Source organism: Flagellimonas pelagia, from assembly GCF_003584135.1.
Taxonomy (GTDB): Bacteria; Bacteroidota; Bacteroidia; order Flavobacteriales; family Flavobacteriaceae; genus Flagellimonas; species Flagellimonas pelagia.
In genome coordinates, this window is sequence record NZ_QXFI01000036.1 from 246680 (window position 1) to 269807 (window position 23128).

Sequence of the window (23128 nt, forward strand, 5' to 3'; positions counted from 1 at the left end):
TTAAATTAAAGGGAGCTTTATGAAGAAGGTACTTCCTTTACCTTTTTCGCTTTCCGCATAAACCTCTCCTTGATGATCATCAATAATTCGTTTTACGTAGGCCAATCCCAATCCGTGGCCCTTTACATTATGAACGTCTCCGGTATGTTCCCGGTAAAATTTTTCAAATACTTTTTTCAATACCGCCTTACTCATGCCGGCTCCTTGGTCCTGAATCTTTATAATGATGTTATTTTTCACCACTTCGGTGAACACGTCTATTTTTGGGGGTTCAGGTGAATATTTTATAGCATTGTCCAAAATGTTCACCACCACATTGGTCATGTGCATGTCATTTGCCAAAATTTCTGACCTTTCGGCATCCAAATGGGCATTCACATACCCCCCCCTGTCCTGTACGATCAACTCCACATGCGCAATGGCATCACTGATAATGTCATGCATGTCTACCCTATCCTTTCTGATATCCAATTGGTTTTTCTCCAGTTTCGATATCCTTAAAACATTTTCCACTTGGGCATGCATGCGTTTGTTCTCGTCCCGAATCATTCCCAGATACCTTAATACTTTTTCCTTATCCTCAATGGACTTCGGATTACGTATGGCCTCTACCGCCAGATTGATTGTGGCAATAGGCGTCTTGAACTCATGGGTCATGTTGTTGATAAAATCCGATTTGATTTCCGAAATCTGCTTTTGTCTTATCAACTGATAGATGGCACTGGAATAGGCCAACATGATGATCAAAATGAACATCAAGGACAAAAAGGCCATACCCATGATCGACCTGAATATGTATTTTTTCATGGTCGGGAAGGTCAACAACAATGAAAAATTGGTCTGGCCCTCACTATCCTTGAAGATTGGGGCTCTATACATTTTAGTACCCGTGAACTTGAACTTGTTAGACCTGATCTTGGTGGGATAGCCTTGGCTATATACTCCATATTCATAGTCAATATCAATGTTCCTGTTCTGGAGTTCCTGGCTCAACAACAGCTCCAATTCCTGTTTGGATACCCGCTTATGGATCGGAGTGGTTTTAGCATATTCCCTGAGCACATCTTCCATGGCGGCCCGTTCCACACTGTTCAGGTTTCCTATTTTCTTGTATTTCTGTAATGGAGTTAAACCATAGGTTTTTCCATCAAGACCGGTTTCTTTTTTGTATACGGCCTTGGTCCGCTTACTCGTATACTTTTTTAGCGTTGTGGTATCTTCCCCGTCCGTGTTATCAAAGATCGTTGATGTTATGTTGTAGTCTTCCTCAAATATTCCATGAGAATAAAAAAGAATCTCATCGGAGTTCAAATCCTGATCCACAAACAGAATTTGTCTATACTGACTACTTGTTGGCGGCCCAATGGAATCTAACTGAGAAGCAATAAGGTCGGACACCTCCTTCATCTCCATCATCTCCACCCTATTGGCCACCTTATCCAAAATGTCCGTGACCGTCCTTGAAAATTGTTCTTCTTTGTCGTTTATGGATGTCCTGATCCAGTAAACCTGAACGAAAATTATCCCGATCAGGGATAAGCTCATGAGAATGACTAGAAGAACGAATAGCTTCTTGTTCATTGCGTCAAAATTAAAAATTTAACATTTAGGCCTTTTACCGTTTAACCTAACCTTAACAAAAATGTTAAAATTTGGCGGCAAGGGCCAACAGTTTGGCGTGAAGTTGTTTAACCTTGTTCTTGGTAGTTTTCAAATCGATGTTCTCTATACGAAAATGGGCCAAACCCGCCTTTTCATCATCTGTCATTTGATTTCGCATGCGGTCCAAAACCGCTTCCCTATCCACACCATCCCTCTCCATTACACGATGGGCACGCGCCTCCATCGGGGCAGTCACCAAGATGGTTTGATCATATTTGTCCTGGGCATTGTTTTCAAAGATCAGTGCTGTCTCCTGGATTACGTATGGAGTAGAGTGACCAGCCGCCCATTCCAAAAAATGTTCCCTTACCGTAGGATGCACAATGGCATTCAGCTTTTGTAGCAATGCAGCATCCTTGAAAACTTTATCGGCAATAAACTTTCGGTTCAAATTCCCTTCATCGTCATAAATCTCTTCTCCAAAAAGCTTAATAAGACCATCTCTGACCTTCGGAGAAGTTACCATCAATACCTTGGCCTCGTGATCGGAATCATACACGGGCACCCCGAGTTTCCTGAACATTTTGGCCACTGTGCTTTTCCCGCTGCCAATACCTCCTGTGAGCCCCACGATCATCATTGCTGTTCCAAAACAAAGTTCACACTGTTTTCCTGCAACCGAACATCATACACATTTTCAGGACGTTTTGAAATGACCAAAAAAAGAGTGTTGTTGGATCCTTTGGATTTTGCATAATCGGCCTCAACATTAAAATCGGAAGCCGAAATATTCTTTAGACGGTCGATACTGGCCTTGCAGAGTACCGTTATGGAACTTGGGAATGTCTTCACTTGATATCCGTCCGGAATATTGAGCACCTGTACTGGGACATCGAACACCTTTTCTGAAAACTTGGCCACCTTTCCTGAGACCGATACCCTGGCATCGGAAAACACGCTATTCTCCAACCCTTTTGGAAAAACCAGCGATGCCTCCCTTTCAAAGCTATCCGAAACGTTGACCAAGCGAATAGGAGCTGTCATGATTTCCTTGATGGTATCTATTTCACTGCCGGGTCCCTTCACCGTCACCGAGTCCGGAACCATAATCACCTTTCCGTCCAAAATGTAGTTCTGTTCCAATTGCAGGTCCATATTCGGCACAATCGGTATTTTCTTGCTTGCTACTTGATAGAGATCCAATACCAATTGGTTTTGGTCCACGTCCAACAATGAAATGTTTTGGGACAGTTGCTGGTCTATCTGCCTTTTTAAATTGTCTTCCGATAGCACATACCTTCCATTCTGATAGTTGGCTTGGGATACATTGATGTCAATCCGTTTTTTAAAAAAATTGTAGTACAAAAATTGGAATCCACTGGTTCTGAGCTTCACTTCCAAGTGCTCGTCAGAGTTCTTGCCCAATAACAAGGTATCAGGTAAATTCCTGTAGTTCAGTACAAAATCGGACCTTGACTCGTAGGTTTCGGAAAGATTGCTGATGAACCAAGCTAAAAAAGAGCACAGCAAGAAGAGTGAAAATATTTTCACCTTTTTCTGGTTGAGACCTTGCAATACTTTTTTGAACACTTTTACCTTTTCTTGAAAAACAGTTTGGGAAACAGCTCTTCCGGATCCTTGTTACTAAAATTAAGCAACATTGTGGACTTGAAAAAACCAATTCCATATCCCATGAATTGGATGATAGTCGCATAAAGTGCCCATAACGCCACTTTTATGTTTCCTTCCCGAAGTAAAGCGTCCAAAAACAGTACCAGAAAATATATCCCGTACAGAACAATTGGGATTACAAATCCGAAAATGGACATCATCAAAGCAACTACCAGCCCTATCATAAAGAGGGTCGGGAACCAATAGGTCAACCTTGCGGTGCCCGGATGCCATTTGTTCAAGATGGGGCGTACCATCCCAAATTTGTTCACTTGGATGTAAAACTTGTTCCAGTCTATCCGCCGTTTGTGGTACACATAGGCCTTTGCGAACAATCTGGTCTCGAAACCGGCCTTCCAAATGCGAAAGGTAAGGTCGGGGTCTTCCCCTGGGTGGATTCTTCCATAACCACCCACTTTTTGAAAAGCTTCCTTGGAAATCCCCATATTGAAACTACGGGGTTGGAACTTGCCTACTGATTTTTTCCCACCACGTATCCCACCTGTAGTGAAAAAGGATGTCATCACATAGTTGATGGCCTTCTGTACTAATGTGAAGGAAGCATCTGCCGCATCAGGACCGCCAAAACAATGCACATAGTTCGCTTTCAGTTCTTTATCGACTTCAGAAAGGTATTGTTTTGGTAGGATGCAGTCGGAATCCAAAATGATGAAATAGTTGCCTTTGGCATTCTGCATCCCGAAATTTCGGGAATCACCGGGGCCGGAATTCTCCTTGAAATAATAGGATATCTGCAGTCCTCCTTTAAAGGTCTCAACTATGTCCTCAGAGCTCTCCGAAGAGCCATCCTCAACGATCACCACCTCAAAATCCTTTTCAAAATCCTGTTGTGCAAGACTTTGCAACAATTCCCGAACCTCTTCGGGCCTGTTGTACACCGGAACCACTATGGAAAAGAATACATCCATATGAAATAGAAAAGCCATCCCTAAAAAGGATGGCTTCCCAGACTATCTTTATTGTTTACTTTGAAAATTCATCGATTACCTCTTGGCTCACCCCAGTGTTGGAGAACCCACCATCGTGGAACAGGTTCTGCATGGTCACTTTTTTGGTCAGGTCCGAGAAAAGTGAAACTGTGTAATTGGCACAGTCATCAGCCGTGGCGTTGCCCAATGGCGACATTTTTTCGGCATAGTTGATGAACCCATCAAATCCCTTTACGCCTTGCCCGGCAGTGGTTGGGGTCGGTGATTGGGAGATGGTGTTCACCCGTACTTTTTTCTCCTTTCCGAAGAAATACCCAAAACTCCTGGCCACAGACTCCAAATACGCCTTGTTATCGGCCATATCATTGTAATCAGGAAAGGTCCTTTGTGCTGCCATATAAGTAAGGGCTACAATACTGCCCCATTCGCTCATGGCATCAGATTTATAAAGCGTCTGCATCACTTTATGGAAGGAAAGTGCAGACACATCCCAACCTTTTGCAGTAAAATCGTAATTCTCATCGGTGTAGGCCCTACCCTTTCTCACGTTTACGGACATTCCAATGGAATGAAGGACAAAGTCCAACTTCCCGCCTAAAATCTCCATGGATTGCTCCACTAGGTTCTTCAAATCTTCTTCGTTGGTGGCATCGGCAGGAATGATCTCTGAATTGGTCTTACTTGCCAAATCCTTGATCTGCCCCATACGCATGGCTATCGGAGCATTGGTCAGTACAAACGTACCACCTTCTTCATGAACGCGTTCTGCTGTTTTCCATGCGATGGAATTTTCATCCAAAGCCCCAAAAATGATTCCTTTTTTACCTTTTAAGAGATTGTATGCCATATTTTCTATCAATTGTTGATTGCAGGACAAAGATATTTAAACTATTTCGAATGTTAATCATCCCTAGCAGTATAGATTCAGAAGATATTGACCTGGTCTGCAGTCGGGTCATTCTGAGCGCAGCGAAGAATCTCTTTCCTACTTACCGACACGAATTGCACAAATTGGTTCGAATGTCACTATAAATTTGTATATCAATAAGTTATACCTAATTCCATAGAACAATTTATAAAGTAGCTGTTAGTCATTCTGAGCGCAGCGAAGAATCCAAAAACTCTCAATCAACGTTTTGTGTTTCATTTAGAAATGACCGCAACGCACGGAAGGTGAAGTATTACTGTAAAAGCTCACGGGCGTGGGCCAAAGCGGATTCAGAAAGGGATTTGCCGCCCAACATCTCCGCCAATTCCCTAATACGTTCTTCTGAACTGAGTTGTTTGATATGGGTGCTGGTTCCTGAAGCACTTTCTTCCTTGTAAACCTTGTATTGGTATTGTCCTTTGGAAGCCACTTGGGGCAAATGCGTAATGGAAAACACTTGCATGGTACTGCTCATTTGCTGCATGATTTCCCCCATTCGGTTCGATATCTCACCAGAAACCCCGGTATCGATCTCATCGAACATCATAGTGGGCAAGTTTTCGTATTGCGCCAATATAGATTTGATAATCAACATAATACGCGATAACTCTCCTCCTGACGCTACTTTTTTGAGTTCTCCATAGCTGGAACCCTTATTGGCGGCAAATAGAAATAGCAGATCATCCTTTCCATTGATTTTAAAGGAGTTGGATGGATTTACTTCAATCTTAAAACTAGCTGAAGGCATCCCCAATATAGCTAGATTTTCTTCCAACATTCCTTTCAATTTTGGAATGACCGCCTTGCGGGCCTTGTGGATTGTATTGGCACAAGCATCGACCTTGGTGGTCATTTGGGCAACCTCTTTTTTCTTTTGTTGGATTTTGGACTCGATGTTGGCCACGGCCTCAACCTTGACCGCAAGTTCCTCTCGTATAGCAATCAAATCCGCTACAGAGTCAGTATGATGTTTTTTCTGAAGGTCATACAATTGTTGTAGTTGCCCGTTTACCACTTCCAAGCGTTCCGGATTCGCTTCAACAGAATCCTTCATCTGCTCAATCTCGGAGGCTACATCATCCATTTCAATGAGTACCGACTGAATCCGATCACTCAAAGCCTTGTATGCGGGACCATATTCCGAAAGACTTTGAAAAGCACGTTTCAAGTCGCCGAGCCTACCCAGAAGGCCCAATTGTTCATCATTCATCAATTGATACCCAGCGGACAATTGCTCCATGATCTGCTCCACATTGCTCAATTGCTCGTATTCTGCCTCCAATGCTTCCTGCATGCCTTCCTTCAACTTGGCAGCTTCCAGTTCCTCCAATAAAAAACTGTTGTAATCATGTTCTTTATCGGCGTTGGACTGAAAAGTCTCCAACTCCTGAAGTTCTTTGGAGGCCTTCCGTAATTGGGATAACTGCTGCTGATACGCTTCAAGGTTTTCAGCATTATTGGCCAAGGCATCCACCACCTTCATCTGAAAATCGTTTTCGGTAAGCCTAAGGGTCTGGTGTTGCGAATGCACATCCACTAACTGCTCCCCCAATTCCTTCAATACATCCAAAGTTACAGGGGAATCGTTTACAAAAGCCCTGGATTTGCCGCTGGGCAGGATTTCCCTGCGTAGAATGGTCCTGTCCTCATAGTCCAGGTCGTTATCGATAAAGAACTGCTGTAACTGATATTTTGAAATGTCGAATTCCGCCTCGATCACGCATTTTTGTTCCTCATTTTTGAGGGATGAGAGATCGGCTCGTTTCCCCAAAACCAAGGAAAGACCACCTAAAAGGATGGATTTCCCCGCTCCAGTTTCACCTGTAATAGTAGTAAAACCGTTGGTGAATGCAACGCTCACATCATCAATCAGTGCATAATTTTGAATGGAAAGATTTGCCAGCAATTCTGAAGATTTTACCGTAAAGATAAATCTCTTTTGTAGAAATGCACTAGTAATTTATCTCATTCCACGTTGTGGAATAAAATGGGGCCACCTTGTTCAGGGTTTCCTTGAGTTTGACGATGTCTATCTTTGGACCATCGGAGAAGATATTCTGTATTTCCTCGGATTTGGCATCGAAAAAAGTCTGGATCAAGAAGGCATTGGGCCTACGCTTGATCAAGGTCTCGAACAAACGGAGACTCCCTGCAATGATCTGCTTCCCTGTGCTATTGTTGTCAGCCAGTAAATCCAACCCTTTTCGATGATAATTATACATAGCCACACGATATTCCCGAAACGAATTGCTCAAGAGGTTATCAATCAATTCAAATCGGCTACGCGTCCCAGTCTCTTGGCTCCAACCACTGTAGTTGGAACTTTGGGCTTGGGTAACAATACTCTGTGCCGTTCGGTAAAAATCGTTGCCACCTTCCAGAGAAAACGTATCCGCATCCAACCCCAAGATTACATACACATAATAGGAAACCACTGCAACCAAGTTGGAATCGAATGAATTGGGGTTGTATACCAAAGGTTGAAACTCTTGGTATTGAAAATTGAAGGCGTCATCCTTATAATTGAAAACAGGACTTTCGTAAGTGGTGTTGAAAACAGGACGTGTGGACTGTATTTGGATGTTGGCCTCAAACCGGTCGGATTCATACTGGGTCACTGTGATGAACATCCGCGCATTCACCTTTTCATTCTCCCGATAGACCCGATTGGTCCACTTATTCTTGTTGACAAAGTCATTTAACGAACGCTCCAAAGTCCTAAAAATCTGCTGATTGGTCTGCCCTACCTGATCAGAGTTCACGGTAATGGTACAATTCAGTTCCTGGGCGGGAACCACCGTTGTAATTGCAAGAAAAAAAATGAAAATCAGTACGTTACGCATGGATTCTGGAGATAATTTCTTCCCAAATATCCGAGGCCACTTCGGGCTTCGTCTTCAAACCAAACGTTTTAATCTCTAAATTCTTATCAATGAAGGTGATTTTATTGGTAGTACCGCCAAAACCTGCCCCATCATCTTTCAGTGAATTGAGTACAATGGCATCCAAATGCTTCCGTTCGAGCTTGTCTTTGGCGTTTTCCAGCTCGTTTTGGGTCTCCAAGGCAAATCCCACCAAAAACTGGTGTTTCTTGTGTTCTCCCAAGGATAAAAGGATGTCGGGATTGCGTTCCAGTTCTAAATGCATATCCCCTTCCTTCTTCTTGATTTTTTCACTGGCCACGTGCTTAGGCCGGTAATCTGCCACAGCTGCCGCACAAATGGCAACGTCCATATCTGGATATACCTTATGACAGGCTTCATACATTTCTTGGGCAGATGTCACCCGAACCAATTGAATGCCAGAATGTGTTATGGATAGATGGGTCGGGCCAGAAACCAATACAACTTCCGCTCCTATATCAGCCGCTTTTTGGGCCAATTCAAAACCCATGGCTCCTGTGGATTTGTTCCCTAAAAACCGAACAGGATCAATGGCTTCATGTGTTGGTCCTGCCGTAATGAGTACTTTTTTTCCACTTAAAGGAAGTCCTTCGGCCAAATGTTTTTCAATAAACTGAACGATATTTTCAGGCTCGGCCATACGCCCTTCCCCATGCAAGCCACTGGCAAGTTCCCCTGATTCAGCAGGAATCATCACATTACCGTACGATTGCAGTTTTTCAATGGAATTTTTGGTAGATGGGTGTTTGTACATGTCCAAATCCATTGCCGGGGCAAAGTAGACCGGGCATTTGGCAGACAAATAGGTGGCCAATAACAGATTATCACACACCCCGTTTGCCATTTTGGAGAGGGTGTTGGCAGTAGCGGGAGCGACCAGCATGATATCCGCCCAAAGCCCCAATTCCACATGATTGTTCCATGAAAGGGAGCCGTCCTCCTCGTTTACAAAATCCAACAAAACAGGATTTTTGGAGAGGGTGGACAATGTTAGGGGAGATACAAAAGAGCTGGCGCTCTGGGTCATCACTACTTTGACCTGAGCGCCAGCTTTTATCAATAACCTTACAAGAAATGTGGTCTTGTACGCGGCAATTCCCCCGGAAATACCCAAAAGGATTTTTTTACCGCCAAGCATCTCTTAGACGTCTTTCTCTGTGTTTCTGTAATAGATTTTGTCTTCCAACCACTCTTGTACAGCCAAGGCGTGTGGTTTTGGCAATTTTTCGTAGAACTTGGAAACCTCGATCTGTTCCTTGTTCTCAAAAACTTCTTCCAAACTGTCGCTGTAAGTAGCGAACTCTTCCAACTTCTCCAACAATTCCTTCTTGATCTCGGAATTGATCTGAATGGCACGTTTGGCCGTAATGGAGATGGCTTCGTAGATGTTCCCCGTCTTGGCATCAAATTCGTTCCTGTTCAAGGTAACCGTGGAAACCGGGGCTTTTGTATTTTTCAAATCTTGCATATGCAACTGTTTAAAAACTTTTATTTGGAAATGGTGTATGCGCTCAATTCATCTTGAATTTTCTCGGCAAGTTTATCGGCATCATCCTTAAACTTTGACTCGGGAAAATATTTCATCAAATTGTTGTAGGAACCCATGGCATCTTGCAAACGTTCCTGCTTTTTATCGAAGGTACTGTAAAAGGCCAAGTTGGCCGCCGCCTCAATGCGGTAATACAAGGCCTCTTCCCTATAGATGGAACCGGGATTATCTGACACGAAATTGTCGAAGGCCTTAATGGCCGAAACCAATCTAGGTAAATCCCAAGCTCCAATTTTATTGTACTGTTTGGCAATCTCCAACTGTTTTTTCTCCTTCTTCGTGGTCAATTCCTTGGCCATGGTATTGGCTTCGTCAAAATACTCTGATTCCGGGTAATTATTGATGAAGGTCTGGAGTTTGGCCAAGGCCTTATCCGTATCCGTTTGGTCCAAAGAATAACGAGGGGAAAGCATGTAATAGCTCTTCGCGCCAAAAAAAGTAGCTTCTTGGATCTTGTCGCTCCTTGGGTAGGATTTCACAAAACGTTCAAACTGATAGCCAGATAGGTAGTAGTCCTCTGTCTTGAAATAAGAATCGGCAAAGAAGAACATCACCCGCTCACCTTGGGGCTTGCCCACATATTTTGGCGCAATCTGTTCGAACAAACGAACTGCTCTTTTATAATCGCCTTCATTGTACAACTTCTCGGCCATATCGTACTTGGGTCCAACATCGGTGTTCTTGAGCACCTTTTGGTACTCGCTACAGGATGCAAGGAGAATGGCTGCGAAGCAAAGAAGGAGTATTGACCTCATTTTCAAAAACATTTTGCAAAATTAGTGATAATGAACGGATTTAAAAAAAGAATTTACCGCCCCCAAATGTAACGGGCAAAATGTGGTTTCCACAAGGTTTTGGGCAACTTTTAACGAATTTTAAACATGTGCAGTATCCAAAGACTTCAAGAATGAACCGATTTTGTTCTTCAACGGAGTGCTCGCTTCTACCAAAGGCAAGCGAACTCTGGGGCCGGCCAAGCCCAAATTTTCAAAAACACTTTTGATTCCCGCAGGGTTCCCTTCCTCAAAAATAAGGTTCATGATCGGTGACAGGCCATGATGTATCTTGTAGGCTTCTTCGGAATCTCCTTCAAGCCCTAAATGGATCATCTTGGAGATTTGGGAAGGCAGTCCTTGCCCCAAAACAGAGATGACCCCTGCCCCACCAGCCAAAACGGTCGGCAATGCAGTGATGTCATCACCAGAGATGACCATAAAATGCTCCGGTTTGTTCTTGATGATCTTATCGATTTGAACCATATCCCCACAAGCCTCTTTGATGGCCACAATATTGGGAACCTCTTTGGCCAGTCTTAAGGTCGTTTCGGCCAACATGTTGCTTCCTGTCCTTGAGGGCACATTATATAAAATAATGGGTTTTGGCGATGCTTCTGCCAGAGCCTTGAAGTGACGGAAGATACCCTCCTGGGTCGGCTTGTTGTAATAGGGAGATACAGAAAGTACCGCTTCGAACTCGCTTAGGTCCGTGGTCTTCAATTCATCCACAAGGGCCATGGTGTTGTTACCACCAATACCCAACACGAGCGGTAACCGGCCTGCATTGGCACGTATCACTACCTCTACCACCAATTGTTTTTCGGTCTTGGACAAAGTTGCAGATTCTGCCGTAGTGCCCAGCACCACCAAATAATCCACACCACCTTGAACACAATGCTCCACAATGCGTTCCAGTGCAACCACATCTACAGAAAGGTCGTCCTTGAAAGGGGTGACCAAAGCAACTCCCGTACCTAACAATTGTTCCATCATATTTCGTTTAATACCTTCAAATATTTTTTCAATTCACTCTTGAAGAGTTTAAAATCCTTCAAGGGTGTGTTCAGGATCAAATCGTTTACCTTGGAATCCTGGGAACCCAGTCCTACTTTTAGCCTTGCCGGCGTCTTCACGGACAGTAGCTTCATCATCAGATTGTCCTCATCATAATAATTGATAAGCATATCGTACTCCCTGCCCAAAAATTCCAGAGCATATCCATTTTCAATCTGGCCCTTCCATCCTAGGTCCCTGTCGGAGAACATTTGGATGGCATACGGGGAGTTTTTGTCGTACTCCCGTTTGTAGCCAATGATTTTTATGGCATTCGGACGTAAAGAAAACTCCTCTATCAATTCATAAAAGGCCTCCGCATTGGCGAAATGATCCACGTCGACAATACAGCCCATGCTTGTAATCCCTTTTTCACGGGCCAAGGGCAAAGAAGGCTTTTCCATTTCCTCCTTTAAATATTTAAGCCCCGATTTAACCTTAAATTTGTCTTGGAGTCCCTTTATAAACATATTTTTGTGCATTTTTACAAAGGTAATTAATCTACCAAGACGACTTAACAAAGATACGTACGTGAATGATTTAAAATTCAAACAATTTGTTACAATTGTAACTTTTTGTTTTTTGGCGGCCTGCAAAAATGATACGGGCAAACTCAGTGAAATTCATGGGGAGCAACTGCCGATAAATGCCTCGATCGAGGAAACCGATTCTATTTCCAGCTTTGTTGAACCCTATCGCAACCGGATAAACCAAGTGTTGGATAGCACATTGGCCTATGCCCCAAAATCCTTGTTGTTGGATGATGGAAAACGCAATACTTCCATGGGGAATTTAATGGCCGATATTGTTTTCTCCGAAACGGCGCCCATTTTTAAATCAAGGACAGGAAAGGACCTGGATTTTGTAGTATTGAATTATGGGGGGGTTCGTTCCATTATTTCCGCAGGGAATGTTACCGCACGCAACGCTTATGAGGTCATGCCGTTCGAGAACTATATTGAAGTGGTGGAACTCAATGGTTCCGCCGTAAGAAAATTGATCAATTTTCTGGCCAAGGCCTCTCGTAGGCATCCCATTTCGGGCATCCAGATCATAACGGACAAAGATCAGTCCCTAGAATCCGTGAACATTCAGGGCAAGCCTTTTGATGAAAATCGAAATTATTACGTGGCCACTTCCGATTATTTGGTGCAGGGCGGAGCCAGTATCGGTTTTTTTGATGATATAGTTTCCGTGACCGATACGGATTACCTGCTTCGCAATGCCATCATCGATTATTTTAAGAAAGTGGACACCGTACAAGCTGTGGTCGACGACCGCTTTATACAATTGGATAAATGAAAAGAAGGGACTTTATCACCAACTCAGCAGCCGCTTCTGCCTTAATAGGCATGGGAGGATTCAGTTTGAATTCCTGCTCCAATCTGGGCAAAAAACATATAACCATTTTGCATACCAACGATGTGCACAGCCATATTGACCCATTTCCAAAAAACCATTCCAGTTATCCAGATATGGGAGGCGTGGCCCGAAGGGCAACATTGGTACAGCAAATCCGAAATGAAAACCCGAACACGCTCCTTTTTGATGCTGGAGATATTTTTCAGGGCACCCCCTACTTCAATTTTTATGGAGGTGAATTGGAATTCAAATTGATGAGCAAGTTGAAATATGACGCCTCTACCATTGGCAATCATGATTTTGACAATGGAATAGATGGCCTTTTGGCGCAAATGCCCTATGCCACTTTTGAAATGATCTCTGCCAATTACGATTTTTCCAACACGGTAATGGACGGCTATGTAAAGCCGTACAAGACCTATATGGTCGATGGTGTGAAGATTGGTGTATATGGACTTGGTATTGAACTGGACGGATTGGTGACCAAGAAATTGTACAAAGAGACCCAGTATCTCAATCCGTATGAGATTGCTTTGGACATGGAACGAAAATTAAAGGAAGATGAACAATGTGACCTGGTCATCTGTCTTTCCCATTTGGGTTATGATTATGAAAATCCTGAAAGACCTATGGACACCCAATTGGCACAACGTACCTACCACACCAACTTGATCATTGGGGGCCACACCCATACCTTTTTGGACAAGCCGGATGTGCGTACCAACAAGAACGGGGATTCCGTACTCGTAAACCAGGTAGGTTGCTACGGGATTAACTTGGGCCGTATAGACTTTTATTTTGATGCGGATAAAAAGACATCCGCCCAAGGTGTAAGCATCACGGTGTAAGAATTACAGATTGGCCTCAACCAAAACCTGAAGTTCCTCAGCCAAATCATAGGATGGGAATGATTTCGAGGCTTGCCCATACCAGTAACTGGCATTCCACCTATCCCCTTCTTTTCTATGCAAATAAGCGTGGATCCAACTCCCCATGGGAGAATGAATATCCTGTGCAATATCATGGGAGGATTCCCAATCCCCTTTGGCATCGTACCATAACGCCTGTAGCGGCAAGGACCAATTCTCAGGTGGTAATTGTCCGTTAAGGGATTCTTGAAACTCTTCATAGTTTTTTGGTATCATGCCTCCAGTTTTTGCAAAAATTCCTGTTCTGAAATAATGGGCACACCCAAACTCTCCGCTTTGGTCTTTTTACTCGGGCCCATATTATCACCAGCTACCACAAAACTTGTCTTGGACGAAATGGACGAAGCCACTTTTCCTCCGTTATCCTCGATCAGTTTCTTAAGCTCGTCCCTACTCAAGGTCTCAAAAACCCCAGACACCACAAAGGTTTGCCCCTTCAGCTTGTCCGTTTGGTTTTCCAACTGTTCTTCGGACAACGAAAACTGTAATCCGTAGGATTTTAATCTGTTGACGATCTCCAAATTGGTGGGTTCTGAGAAAAATGCGATCACACTCTCGGCAATTCGATCCCCGATTTCGTCCACAGCAACCAATTCCTCTTTGGATGCCGCCATCAACGCATCGATATTTTTATAGGCCTTGGCCAATTTTTTGGCAACCGTTTCCCCTACATATCGAATTCCCAATGCAAACAATACCCGTTCAAATGGGATGGCTTTGGATGCCTCCACCCCATTGACCAAATTCTCCGCTGATTTCTCCGCCATTCGTTCCAAAGGAACCACTTGCTCCTTGGTCAAGGTATATAGGTCTGCATAATTGGCGATGAGTCCCTCCTTAAAAAGTAATTCTACCGTTTCGCTTCCCATACCTTCAATATCCATGGCCTTCCGTGAAATAAAATGCTGGATGCGACCCGTAATCTGCGTTGGACAACTTGTATCGTTTGGACAGAAATGCTGGGCTTCCCCCTCTTTTCGAATCAATTCGGTGCCACATTCGGGACAATGCGTGATGTATTCCGTAGGTTTGGAATCCGCAGGTCGTTTGGTGAAATCGACCCCAACGATTTTTGGGATGATTTCCCCTCCTTTTTCCACAAAAACCGTATCCCCTTCACGGACATCCAGTTTTGCGATTTGGTCCGCATTGTGTAAGGAAGCCCGTTTCACCGTAGTCCCTGCCAGTAGAACCGGTTCCAGATTGGCAACGGGTGTTATGGCTCCCGTACGGCCCACTTGGTAGGTAATCTTATCCAAAATGGTAGTAGCCTGTTCCGCCTTAAATTTATACGCCATCGCCCATCTTGGAGATTTAGCGGTATAGCCAAGCTCTTCTTGTTGCTGTATGCTGTTGACCTTTACCACCACACCATCGGTCTCAAAGGGCATGCTATGCCTATGCGAATCCCAATAATCCGCAAACTGCATCACCTCTTCGGTGGATTTGCAGAGTTTGGCTACCGTTGGCACTTTAAAACCCCATGTCCTGGCTTTTTCCAACATTTCAAACTGGGATGAAATGCCCAGATTGTTCCCCACAATACTATATAAAAGACATTCCAGAGGTCGTTGCGCCACCAATGCACTATCCTGAAGCTTTAAACTACCTGATGCCGTGTTCCTTGGGTTCATGTAAGGGTCTTCCCCTGCCTCGATACGCTCTTGGTTCATTTTGGCGAATCCCTCGAGGGTTAAAATAATCTCGCCCCTAATGTCGAATTTGGGTGGATAGTCACCCTTCAATTGTAAAGGAACCGATCGTATGGTCTTGATGTTCGTGGTCACATCATCCCCTTGAAAACCATCGCCACGGGTAACGGCACGAACCAATTTTCCGTCCTCATAGGTAAGACTGATAGAAGCTCCATCGTATTTCAACTCACAGGTAAACTCCACGGGCACATCACCCAATATCCGTTGAATGCGCTTTTCCCAATCTTCCAGATCTTCTTTGGAATAGGAATTTTCCAAGGAGTACATCCGATGCTCGTGGGCCACGGTCTCAAAATTCTTGGTGACCATACCCCCGACCCGCAACGTTGGCGAAGTGGGATCATAAAATTCAGGATGTTCCTCTTCCAATTTTTGAAGCTCTTTGAGCTTCATATCAAACTCGTAATCGGTTATGGATGGTTGATCCAGAACATAGTATTTGTAATTGTGTTCCTGAAGTTCATCCCGTAGGGATGCTATCTTTTCTTTGATACTGGCCATGTATTATGTCTGTTCTTTTTTTATCCATTTTGGTGTATGTATGGGTTGATAGGACCTCATTTGATCCAAAAGTCCGGTATAGGAGTCATCCACCAAGAGCATGTTGCGGTTTTCTGGCCTGAGCAGTCCTTTTGACACCATAGTGTCCAAAAAGGCCAGCAATTCATCAAAAAAACCATTCACGTTCAAAATTCCCATAGGCTGTTGGTGCAGTCCAAGTTGACTCCAGGTAACCACTTCGAACAATTCTTCCAAAGTGCCAAATCCACCTGGCAAGGCAATGATACCATCCGAAAGTTCGTGCATTTTCATTTTTCGCTCATGCATATTGTCCACTATGATCAACTCCGTGATCCCTTCGTGAAAAATCTCCTTGGATTTCAGAAAATCGGGAATTACCCCAATAACCTTACCGTCAAAATCCAATGCCCCATTGGCCACCTGACCCATGAGTCCAACTTTGGCTCCGCCATATACCAAGGTCAAGTTTTGTTGCGCCAAGTTTTTGCCCAATTCATAGGCCATGGAAACAATATGACTGTCATTACCCTCGCTACTACCACAAAAAACCGAGATACTCTTCATTCAAATACGTTTACCTTTTAACATCCTATCGTTGCCGAAAATGTCCTTGCGCAGTTCAATTTCCGAAAAATTATGGGCTTTCAAAACACTCTTGGTCTCTTCACCCAAATATTGGTTGATTTCGAAATACAGACTTCCCTTCTTTAACAAATGTCTTTTGGAAAATTGGACGATGGCCCTATAGAAGACCAACGCATCATCATCTGGGACGAAAAGGGCCAGATTTGGTTCGTATTCCTTTACGTTTTTATTCATTTTCGATTTTTCCAAATCCCTGACATAGGGCGGGTTGGAAACGATGATGTCAAATTGTTGTTCAAGATCAAGTCCGGGATCCAAAATACTTTGATGAAGGAATTCAATGTCAACCTGATTGGTTTTTGCATTTTCTTGGGCCACTTTTAAGGCTTCTTCGGATACATCCAAAGCATACACTTTCGCATTTGGAAGTTGTTTGGCCAAGGCAATGGCAATACAGCCGCTTCCGGTTCCGATATCCAAGATGGTTAAGGGTGAAGGGCGAAGGTTCGAGTTCTCCCCTTTTTCGTCATCTGATTTCCTATCTCTGACATCTGATATCAGTTCTCTGATTTCTGACCTCTTATTATTCGCATCCTCCAAAACCCATTGCACCAGTTCCTCAGTTTCAGGTCTTGGAATCAACACATTTTCGTTCACCTTGAGTTCCAAATCCATAAAATGGGCAACACCTAAAATATATTGAAGAGGTCTCTCCTTTTTTAATTGGGCCAGGGCCTCGAACAGCGGTTGCTCCTCCTCCTTGGTCAAAACGATGTTGGGTTTAATGGCCAGAATGAACCGTTCCATTTTCAGGTAATGCTCAATACAGCTATAAAAGAAGGAATCGATTTCTTCCTTTGGATAGATCTTTCCCAAATCATTGTGGAATATGTTTTTGATATCCCGTAGCAGCATCACAGCTCTTTAAGCATCCACACAGGGCAGGAATAATGCCCTGTGTTTCCCAAAGGGGCATCGATATAATCGAAACCGTTCTTCTTGTAGAGTTTTTGGGCCGCTTCCATATAGGGCATGGTTTCTAAATAACACTGTTCAAAACCAAATTCCTTGGCTTTCTCCAAACAAATGGAGATCATCTTTGCCCCTATCCCCTTGCCTCTGGCTTCTTCCAAAAAATACATCTTTTGGAGTTCACATACATTGCCGTCATAATTTTGAAGTTGGCCCACTCCCGCACATCCAATAATCCTGCCTTCATGCTCCACAACAAAATACGCTGCCCGTGGCACATCGTAAGTCGTATACATGTCGTCCAAAGCCTTATCCGCATAAGCGGTACCCACTTTGGGCACCCCCATATCCTCAAAAACCTTGCGTATTACTTTGGCCACTTGTTCATTGTCTTCGGACCTAATTTCCCGAATCGTTGCATTTCCCATAATGCCGTTTAATATGCTATTTTTGCTGGGTGAATATACACCAAAAATATATCCTTCGTTGTATAGAACTGGCCAAAAAGGGACTTGGGACCACAGCTCCGAATCCCATGGTGGGGTGTGTCATTGTACATGATGAAGAAATCATCGCCGAAGGATTTACCAGTCCATACGGCGGACCACATGCCGAGGTGAATGCCATCAACTCCGTGAAGGACAAAAGCTTGTTGAGAGATGCCACGCTCTACGTAACCTTGGAGCCTTGTTCCCATTACGGAAAAACGCCCCCTTGTGCCGATTTGATTGCAAGCCATCAAATTCCAAATGTATATATAGGTATTCAAGATCCCAATGATAAGGTAGCCGGAATGGGCATCAAAAAACTGGAAGATGCCGGCTGTAAGGTCACCGTTGGCATTCTTGAAGCCGAATGTAGGGAACACCACAAACGATTTTTGACGTATCAGGAAAAGAAAAGACCCTACATCATATTAAAATGGGCCGAAACCCAAGATGGCTTTATGGCCCCTGACAAAACACAAAGAAATTCCAACCCGGAACCTTATTGGATCACCAATGCATATTCCAGGCAGCTGGTGCATCAATGGCGCAGTGAGGAACAAGCGATTTTGGTTGGAACGAATACGGTTTTGGAAGATAATCCCGAACTGAACACTAGGGATTGGGCAGGAAAAAATCCTATCAGAGTAATCATAGATAAAGACTTAAGAATCGGCACCGATTTTCATGTTTTGGACAAATTCATAAAGACTATGGTATTGACCCAGGAAAAGGATACATCAAAATATATAGATGGAATCGATTACGAAACAATGGATTATTCCAGACCCATCGCTTCCCAAATCTGTAACAGCTTACACAAACATTCCATTACCAGTATCATTGTAGAAGGTGGTGCCAAGACCCTTCAATCTTTTTTGGATGAGGGACTTTGGGATGAAGCAAGGGTATTTGTTGGTCCCCCTCGTTTTGCAAGCGGTATTCCTGCTCCAAAATTCAAAGGAACCTTGAAAAGCACCCAAAACATATTGTCAGACCTATTATCCATCTACACCCATGATTAAGAACATTATCCTTGATTTTGGCGATGTGCTCATCAACCTTGATAAACCTGCCACGGCCCGAGCCATGTTGCCCTATGGGTTTTCTGGTATCACTCCTCCATTGGACCAATTGTTCAAGGATTATGAAAAGGGCTTGTTGGCATCTTCCGAGTTTTTGGATGAGGTTTCTTTCCATTTTCCAGATGCCAACCGAGAATATTTGATTCAAGCCTGGAATGCCATCCTTTTGGATTTTCCCGAAGAACGTTTACAGTTCTTGGAGCGTCTTTCCTCGGGAAATCAGTATAAACTTTTCCTGTTGAGCAATACCAATGACTTACATATGGAAAGTGTACGGCAACAAATTGGCATGGAACGCTACAACCGTTTCAAAAACTCCTTTGATGTTTTTTACCTGTCGTACGAAATGGGCATGCGAAAACCGGATGAAGAGATTTTTCAATTTGTATTGGACCAAAACCATTTGATGGCCGAAGAAACCTTCTTTGTGGACGATGTTAGTGAAAACACGGATGCAGCAGCCCGTTTGGGCATCCATGTGTGGAACCTGCATGTAGGCCAAGAAGATATCACCCAACTTAAATCACGCTTATAAATGTTAGATCTGGCCCTGAGTATCCTGAGTTCCACTTGGATTTTTGTGGTTTTCAAATTGTATGATGTATATAAGGTACAGACGTTGGTCGCCATCATCATTAACTATATCACGGCCTGTTTGACAGGATTTTTTCTTTATCAAGGACCCGTTGCCATGGGTGAAATCATGAGCACCTCCTGGGTTTGGGGACCCTTTGCCATGGGTATCCTTTTTATCACCATTTTTAACCTGATGGCAAAAACAGCACAAACTTCCGGGGTGTCCGTAGCATCCGTGGCCACTAAAATGTCGTTGGTCATTCCCGTCATCATAGGGCTCATTTTTTATGGAGAGCATCTGACCTTCCTTCAAGCGATAGGTATACTGTTGGCGTTGGCGGCAGTTTATTTTGCCTCATTAAAGGAAAAGGGCATCACCATCAACCGAAAAGATTTGATTTTGCCCTTATTGGTGTTTTTGGGCTCTGGGGCCATCGATGCCAGTATCAAATATTTTGAGGAAAAACACCTGACCGACCAAGAAATACCTATTTTCTCCTCCATGGTGTTCGGTTGTGCGGCTCTATCGGGTCTTATATATATAGGTGTAGGGTCCAAAAAACAAACCCTAAAAATCAATTTTAAAAATGTGATGGGTGGTATTGCCTTAGGGATTCCGAATTATTTTTCGATATATTTTCTCATAAGGGCCTTGCGCAACAATACTTGGAGCAGTGCCGCGGTATTCACGTTGAACAATGTGGCCATCGTTATGCTTTCTACCCTTTTGGGCATTTTGCTGTTCAAGGAGCGGTTGAGCATCAAAAATTGGGGCGGGGTGGTATTGGCCATTATCAGTATTGTATTGGTAGCTTTGTTCTGATGGAAAACCCCGATGTATACAAAACTGTTGAACAGACTTCACCGGAAATCCTGTACAAGGACAAAAAGAGTAAGTTCTATGCCTCAGTACATCCCATACGCTCGGAGGAAGAAGTGAAACCTATTGTGGAAGAGCTTCGGAAAAGATACCATACCGCCAACCATGTGTGCTACGCTTGGCAACTCGGGGTTCAAAACCCTTCTTATCGTGCAAATGATGATGGGGAACCCAACAATTCAGCAGGCATGCCCATTTATGGGCAGATCCAATCTTATGATGTAACCAATGTATTGATTACCGTTACCCGAATTTTCGGCGGCACCAAATTAGGTGTCGGCGGGTTGATACAAGCCTACCGTACGGCCGCCCAAATGGCATTGGACAGTGCAGAAATTGTGGAAAAGACCGTAGAAGCCCAATTCAGGCTTCGGTTTGGGTATCCAGAAATGGACAAGGTGATGCGTGCCATCAAACAAAAAAACTTGAACATCGTCTCCCAAAAAATGGATATGGACTGCGAATTGATCATTTCTGTCAGGATGAGTGAAGTCGAAACCACCCAGCAACTTTTCGATGAAATGCACGATATTGAAATTGAGACATTGGGTTAATCTTCCAATCGCTCCAAAATATAGTCCGGGCATTTGATAGGTCTACCTGTTTTTTTATCCATAAAGGCCAAAACGGTATAGGCCGTGGCCAAAAGATAACCCTCCTCGTTGAACACTTTATAATCAAACTCGATCTTCACCAAGGGCTTGGATTTCAGTTGGGTCTCCACTGTAAGTAGATCGTCATACAGGGCAGATTTTTTATAATCAATATGTAAGGAAATTACTGGTAGCATAATCCCACCGTCCTCCATACTTTTATAGGTGACTCCCAAGGCTCGTAACCACTCCACCCTACCCATTTCCAGATATTGGGCATAATTGCCGTGATAAACCACTCCCATTTGGTCAGTTTCTGCGTATCTGACCCGAAAAGAATATGAATTTAGGCCCATTTTTAAATGAAAAATTATATATTTAGAGGCTTGCTTTTTGCGGGGGTAACATGCGAAAAAAAAACAAGACATTCAATGACAAATTGATTTTTTTTTTAAAAGAATTGTTCACATATTTGTCGCATCCAATAAGCATCTTGCTACCCCTTAGATGTTTAATCTTAAGTATTAAAGCTAACCATTAAAACAAGGAAAAACTTCATGAGTGTTACTGCTAATTCCGTATGGAACAACTGTTTGGCTTTTATCCAGGATAATATCCAACCGCAGGCATTCAAAACATGGTTTGAACCTATCAAACCCATTAAGTTGACCGATAAGGCACTCAGCATTCAGGTGCCCAGTAAGTTTTTTTATGAGTGGTTGGAGGAGCATTATGTGAAGCTTTTGAAGGTAGCCTTGACCCGTGAATTGGGAGCCAATGCAAAGTTGATCTACATCATCAAGATGGAGAACAAATATGGAAACAAGGAACCCTTTACGGAGCAGATTCCAAGTGCTAACCGTACCTCCGTTGGACCTCAAGAATTGGATGTGCCCATCACTTCCAAAAGCCCTGAGCTGAAAAACCCTTTTGTGATTCCTGGGATCAGGAACATCAAAATAGAGTCCCAGCTCAATCCAAATTACAATTTTGACAATTTCTTGGAAGGAGATTCCAACCGTTTGGCAAGATCGGCAGGGATGGCCGTGGCCAACAAGCCGGGAGGCACCTCTTTCAACCCCCTATTGGTCTTTGGTGGTGTTGGATTAGGGAAGACCCACTTGGCCCATGCCATCGGTGTGGAAATCAAGGACAAATACCCAGAAAAAACGGTGCTCTATATCTCTGCGGAGAAATTCACCCAACAATATATTGAGTCGGTAAAGAAGAACACCCGGAACGATTTTATCCACTTTTACCAGTTGATAGACATACTGATCATTGACGATGTACAGTTCCTATCCGGTAAATCGGGAACCCAGGATGTGTTCTTCCATATTTTTAACCATTTGCACCAAAACGGCAAACAGGTCATCTTGACTTCGGACAAGGCCCCTGTGGACATGCAGGATATTGAACAACGTCTTTTGTCCCGATTCAAATGGGGACTTTCAGCTGAATTGCAGAGTCCTGATTACGAAACCCGCGTCTCCATCCTTAAAAACAAACTGTACAGGGACGGTGTTGAAATGCCCGATGATATCATCGATCATGTGGCCAGGAACATTAAGACCAATATCCGTGAATTGGAAGGTGCCATCATTTCCTTGATCGCACAATCCTCTTTCAACAAAAGGGAAGTAACCTTGGAACTCGCCCAACAAGTGGTAGAGAAGTTCGTCAAGAATACCAAGCGCGAGGTTTCCATAGATTACATCCAAAAAGTGGTTTCGGATTACTTTGAAATGGATGTGGCCACCCTTCAATCCAAAACCAGAAAAAGGCATATTGTACAGGCTAGGCAATTGGCCATGTTCTTTGCCAAAAAATTCACGAAAGCCTCCTTGGCCAGTATCGGTTCCCAAATTGGAAAACGTGATCATGCCACAGTATTGCACGCCTGCAAAACGGTGGACAACTTGGCCGAAACCGATAAACAGTTCCGCAAATACATCGACGACCTGAACAAAAAGTTCAGTTAGGAACCAATCC

General features: G+C 43.6%; 25 protein-coding genes. 7 read left to right on the top strand and 18 right to left on the bottom strand.

Going from position 1 to position 23128, the window contains the following annotated elements:
• From D2V05_RS18130 to D2V05_RS18185, 12 genes are all read right to left on the bottom strand, one after another.
• Complete coding sequence (locus D2V05_RS18130; RefSeq protein ID WP_119648916.1) at window positions 1–1581, bottom strand: sensor histidine kinase; 1581 nt, start codon at window positions 1579–1581, stop codon at window positions 1–3.
• Between the two features lie 64 nt (window positions 1582–1645).
• Window positions 1646–2242: a dephospho-CoA kinase gene (gene coaE, locus D2V05_RS18135; RefSeq protein ID WP_119648917.1), complete on the bottom strand. Its 597-nt coding sequence runs from the start codon at window positions 2240–2242 to the stop codon at window positions 1646–1648.
• Window positions 2239–3192, bottom strand: coding sequence for a CdaR family protein (locus D2V05_RS18140; RefSeq protein WP_119648918.1), 954 nt, complete (start codon window positions 3190–3192; stop codon window positions 2239–2241). Before D2V05_RS18140 ends, coaE begins: the two co-directional genes overlap by 4 nt.
• 2 nt (window positions 3193–3194) lie before the next feature.
• Complete coding sequence (locus tag D2V05_RS18145; RefSeq protein ID WP_119648919.1) at window positions 3195–4202, bottom strand: glycosyltransferase family 2 protein; 1008 nt, start codon at window positions 4200–4202, stop codon at window positions 3195–3197.
• 55 nt (window positions 4203–4257) lie between these two features.
• Window positions 4258–5070, bottom strand: a complete 813-nt coding sequence (locus tag D2V05_RS18150) for an enoyl-ACP reductase FabI (RefSeq protein ID WP_119648920.1) — start codon at window positions 5068–5070, stop codon at window positions 4258–4260.
• A gap of 334 nt (window positions 5071–5404) precedes the next feature.
• On the bottom strand, window positions 5405–7057 hold the full coding sequence (gene recN, locus D2V05_RS18155; RefSeq protein WP_119648921.1) for a DNA repair protein RecN: 1653 nt from the start codon (window positions 7055–7057) through the stop codon (window positions 5405–5407).
• Between the two features lie 46 nt (window positions 7058–7103).
• Complete coding sequence (gene porD / locus D2V05_RS18160; RefSeq protein ID WP_119648922.1) at window positions 7104–7994, bottom strand: type IX secretion system protein PorD; 891 nt, start codon at window positions 7992–7994, stop codon at window positions 7104–7106.
• The gene (coaBC, locus tag D2V05_RS18165; RefSeq protein WP_119648923.1) at window positions 7987–9192 is read right to left on the bottom strand and encodes a bifunctional phosphopantothenoylcysteine decarboxylase/phosphopantothenate--cysteine ligase CoaBC; all 1206 of its coding nucleotides are present in this window, start codon (window positions 9190–9192) and stop codon (window positions 7987–7989) included. Before coaBC ends, porD begins: the two co-directional genes overlap by 8 nt.
• 3 nt (window positions 9193–9195) lie before the next feature.
• Complete coding sequence (locus D2V05_RS18170) at window positions 9196–9522, bottom strand: DNA-directed RNA polymerase subunit omega (protein ID WP_119648924.1); 327 nt, start codon at window positions 9520–9522, stop codon at window positions 9196–9198.
• A gap of 20 nt (window positions 9523–9542) precedes the next feature.
• Complete coding sequence (locus D2V05_RS18175; protein WP_119648925.1) at window positions 9543–10370, bottom strand: outer membrane protein assembly factor BamD; 828 nt, start codon at window positions 10368–10370, stop codon at window positions 9543–9545.
• Window positions 10371–10478: 108 nt separating this feature from the next.
• Window positions 10479–11369 carry a 4-hydroxy-tetrahydrodipicolinate synthase gene (dapA, locus tag D2V05_RS18180; RefSeq protein ID WP_119649393.1) on the bottom strand — a complete coding sequence of 297 codons (891 nt, stop codon included), beginning with the start codon at window positions 11367–11369 and terminating at the stop codon, window positions 10479–10481.
• Entirely contained in the window at window positions 11369–11902 is a 534-nt protein-coding gene (locus tag D2V05_RS18185) for a DUF6913 domain-containing protein (RefSeq protein ID WP_119649395.1), read from the bottom strand. Before D2V05_RS18185 ends, dapA begins: the two co-directional genes overlap by 1 nt.
• A gap of 112 nt (window positions 11903–12014) precedes the next feature.
• On the opposite strand from D2V05_RS18185, the gene D2V05_RS18190 reads away from it, so the two are divergent.
• Both D2V05_RS18190 and D2V05_RS18195 read left to right on the top strand, forming a co-directional pair.
• A complete protein-coding gene (locus D2V05_RS18190; protein ID WP_235855495.1) occupies window positions 12015–12734 on the top strand; it encodes a 5'-nucleotidase C-terminal domain-containing protein in 720 nt (239 codons plus the stop codon).
• Window positions 12731–13642, top strand: coding sequence for a metallophosphatase (locus D2V05_RS18195; protein ID WP_119648927.1), 912 nt, complete (start codon window positions 12731–12733; stop codon window positions 13640–13642). Before D2V05_RS18190 ends, D2V05_RS18195 begins: the two co-directional genes overlap by 4 nt.
• Before the next feature lie 3 nt (window positions 13643–13645).
• Here the strand turns inward: D2V05_RS18195 and D2V05_RS18200 are convergent, their stop codons facing one another.
• From D2V05_RS18200 to D2V05_RS18215, 5 genes are read right to left on the bottom strand one after another with little or no spacing between them, the layout of a single operon-like run.
• Complete coding sequence (locus tag D2V05_RS18200; RefSeq protein WP_119648928.1) at window positions 13646–13939, bottom strand: hypothetical protein; 294 nt, start codon at window positions 13937–13939, stop codon at window positions 13646–13648.
• The gene (gene ligA, locus D2V05_RS18205; RefSeq protein ID WP_119648929.1) at window positions 13936–15939 is read right to left on the bottom strand and encodes an NAD-dependent DNA ligase LigA; all 2004 of its coding nucleotides are present in this window, start codon (window positions 15937–15939) and stop codon (window positions 13936–13938) included. The genes D2V05_RS18200 and ligA overlap by 4 nt, the downstream gene beginning before the upstream one ends.
• 3 nt (window positions 15940–15942) lie before the next feature.
• A complete protein-coding gene (locus D2V05_RS19845; protein WP_235855496.1) occupies window positions 15943–16524 on the bottom strand; it encodes an LOG family protein in 582 nt (193 codons plus the stop codon).
• Window positions 16525–17460, bottom strand: a complete 936-nt coding sequence (gene prmC, locus D2V05_RS19850) for a peptide chain release factor N(5)-glutamine methyltransferase (RefSeq protein WP_235855497.1) — start codon at window positions 17458–17460, stop codon at window positions 16525–16527. It lies immediately after the preceding gene.
• Complete coding sequence (locus D2V05_RS18215) at window positions 17460–17945, bottom strand: GNAT family N-acetyltransferase (protein ID WP_119648930.1); 486 nt, start codon at window positions 17943–17945, stop codon at window positions 17460–17462. Before D2V05_RS18215 ends, prmC begins: the two co-directional genes overlap by 1 nt.
• Before the next feature lie 29 nt (window positions 17946–17974).
• Here D2V05_RS18215 and ribD point away from each other — a divergent pair, with 29 nt between their 5' ends.
• From ribD to D2V05_RS18235, 4 genes are read left to right on the top strand one after another with little or no spacing between them, the layout of a single operon-like run.
• Entirely contained in the window at window positions 17975–19027 is a 1053-nt protein-coding gene (gene ribD, locus D2V05_RS18220) for a bifunctional diaminohydroxyphosphoribosylaminopyrimidine deaminase/5-amino-6-(5-phosphoribosylamino)uracil reductase RibD (RefSeq protein WP_119648932.1), read from the top strand.
• Window positions 19020–19622, top strand: coding sequence for an HAD family hydrolase (locus D2V05_RS18225; RefSeq protein WP_119648934.1), 603 nt, complete (start codon window positions 19020–19022; stop codon window positions 19620–19622). The genes ribD and D2V05_RS18225 overlap by 8 nt, the downstream gene beginning before the upstream one ends.
• Entirely contained in the window at window positions 19623–20486 is an 864-nt protein-coding gene (locus tag D2V05_RS18230) for an EamA family transporter (RefSeq protein WP_119648936.1), read from the top strand. It abuts the gene before it with no gap.
• The gene (locus D2V05_RS18235; protein ID WP_119648938.1) at window positions 20486–21097 is read left to right on the top strand and encodes an IMPACT family protein; all 612 of its coding nucleotides are present in this window, start codon (window positions 20486–20488) and stop codon (window positions 21095–21097) included. The genes D2V05_RS18230 and D2V05_RS18235 overlap by 1 nt, the downstream gene beginning before the upstream one ends.
• On the opposite strand, the gene D2V05_RS18240 is transcribed toward D2V05_RS18235, so the two are convergent.
• Window positions 21094–21492: an acyl-CoA thioesterase gene (locus tag D2V05_RS18240; protein ID WP_119648940.1), complete on the bottom strand. Its 399-nt coding sequence runs from the start codon at window positions 21490–21492 to the stop codon at window positions 21094–21096. The genes D2V05_RS18235 and D2V05_RS18240 overlap by 4 nt on opposite strands.
• A 201-nt stretch (window positions 21493–21693) precedes the next feature.
• On the opposite strand from D2V05_RS18240, the gene dnaA reads away from it, so the two are divergent.
• The gene (dnaA, locus tag D2V05_RS18245; RefSeq protein WP_119648943.1) at window positions 21694–23118 is read left to right on the top strand and encodes a chromosomal replication initiator protein DnaA; all 1425 of its coding nucleotides are present in this window, start codon (window positions 21694–21696) and stop codon (window positions 23116–23118) included.
• The last annotated feature ends 10 nt before the right edge of the window (window positions 23119–23128 follow it).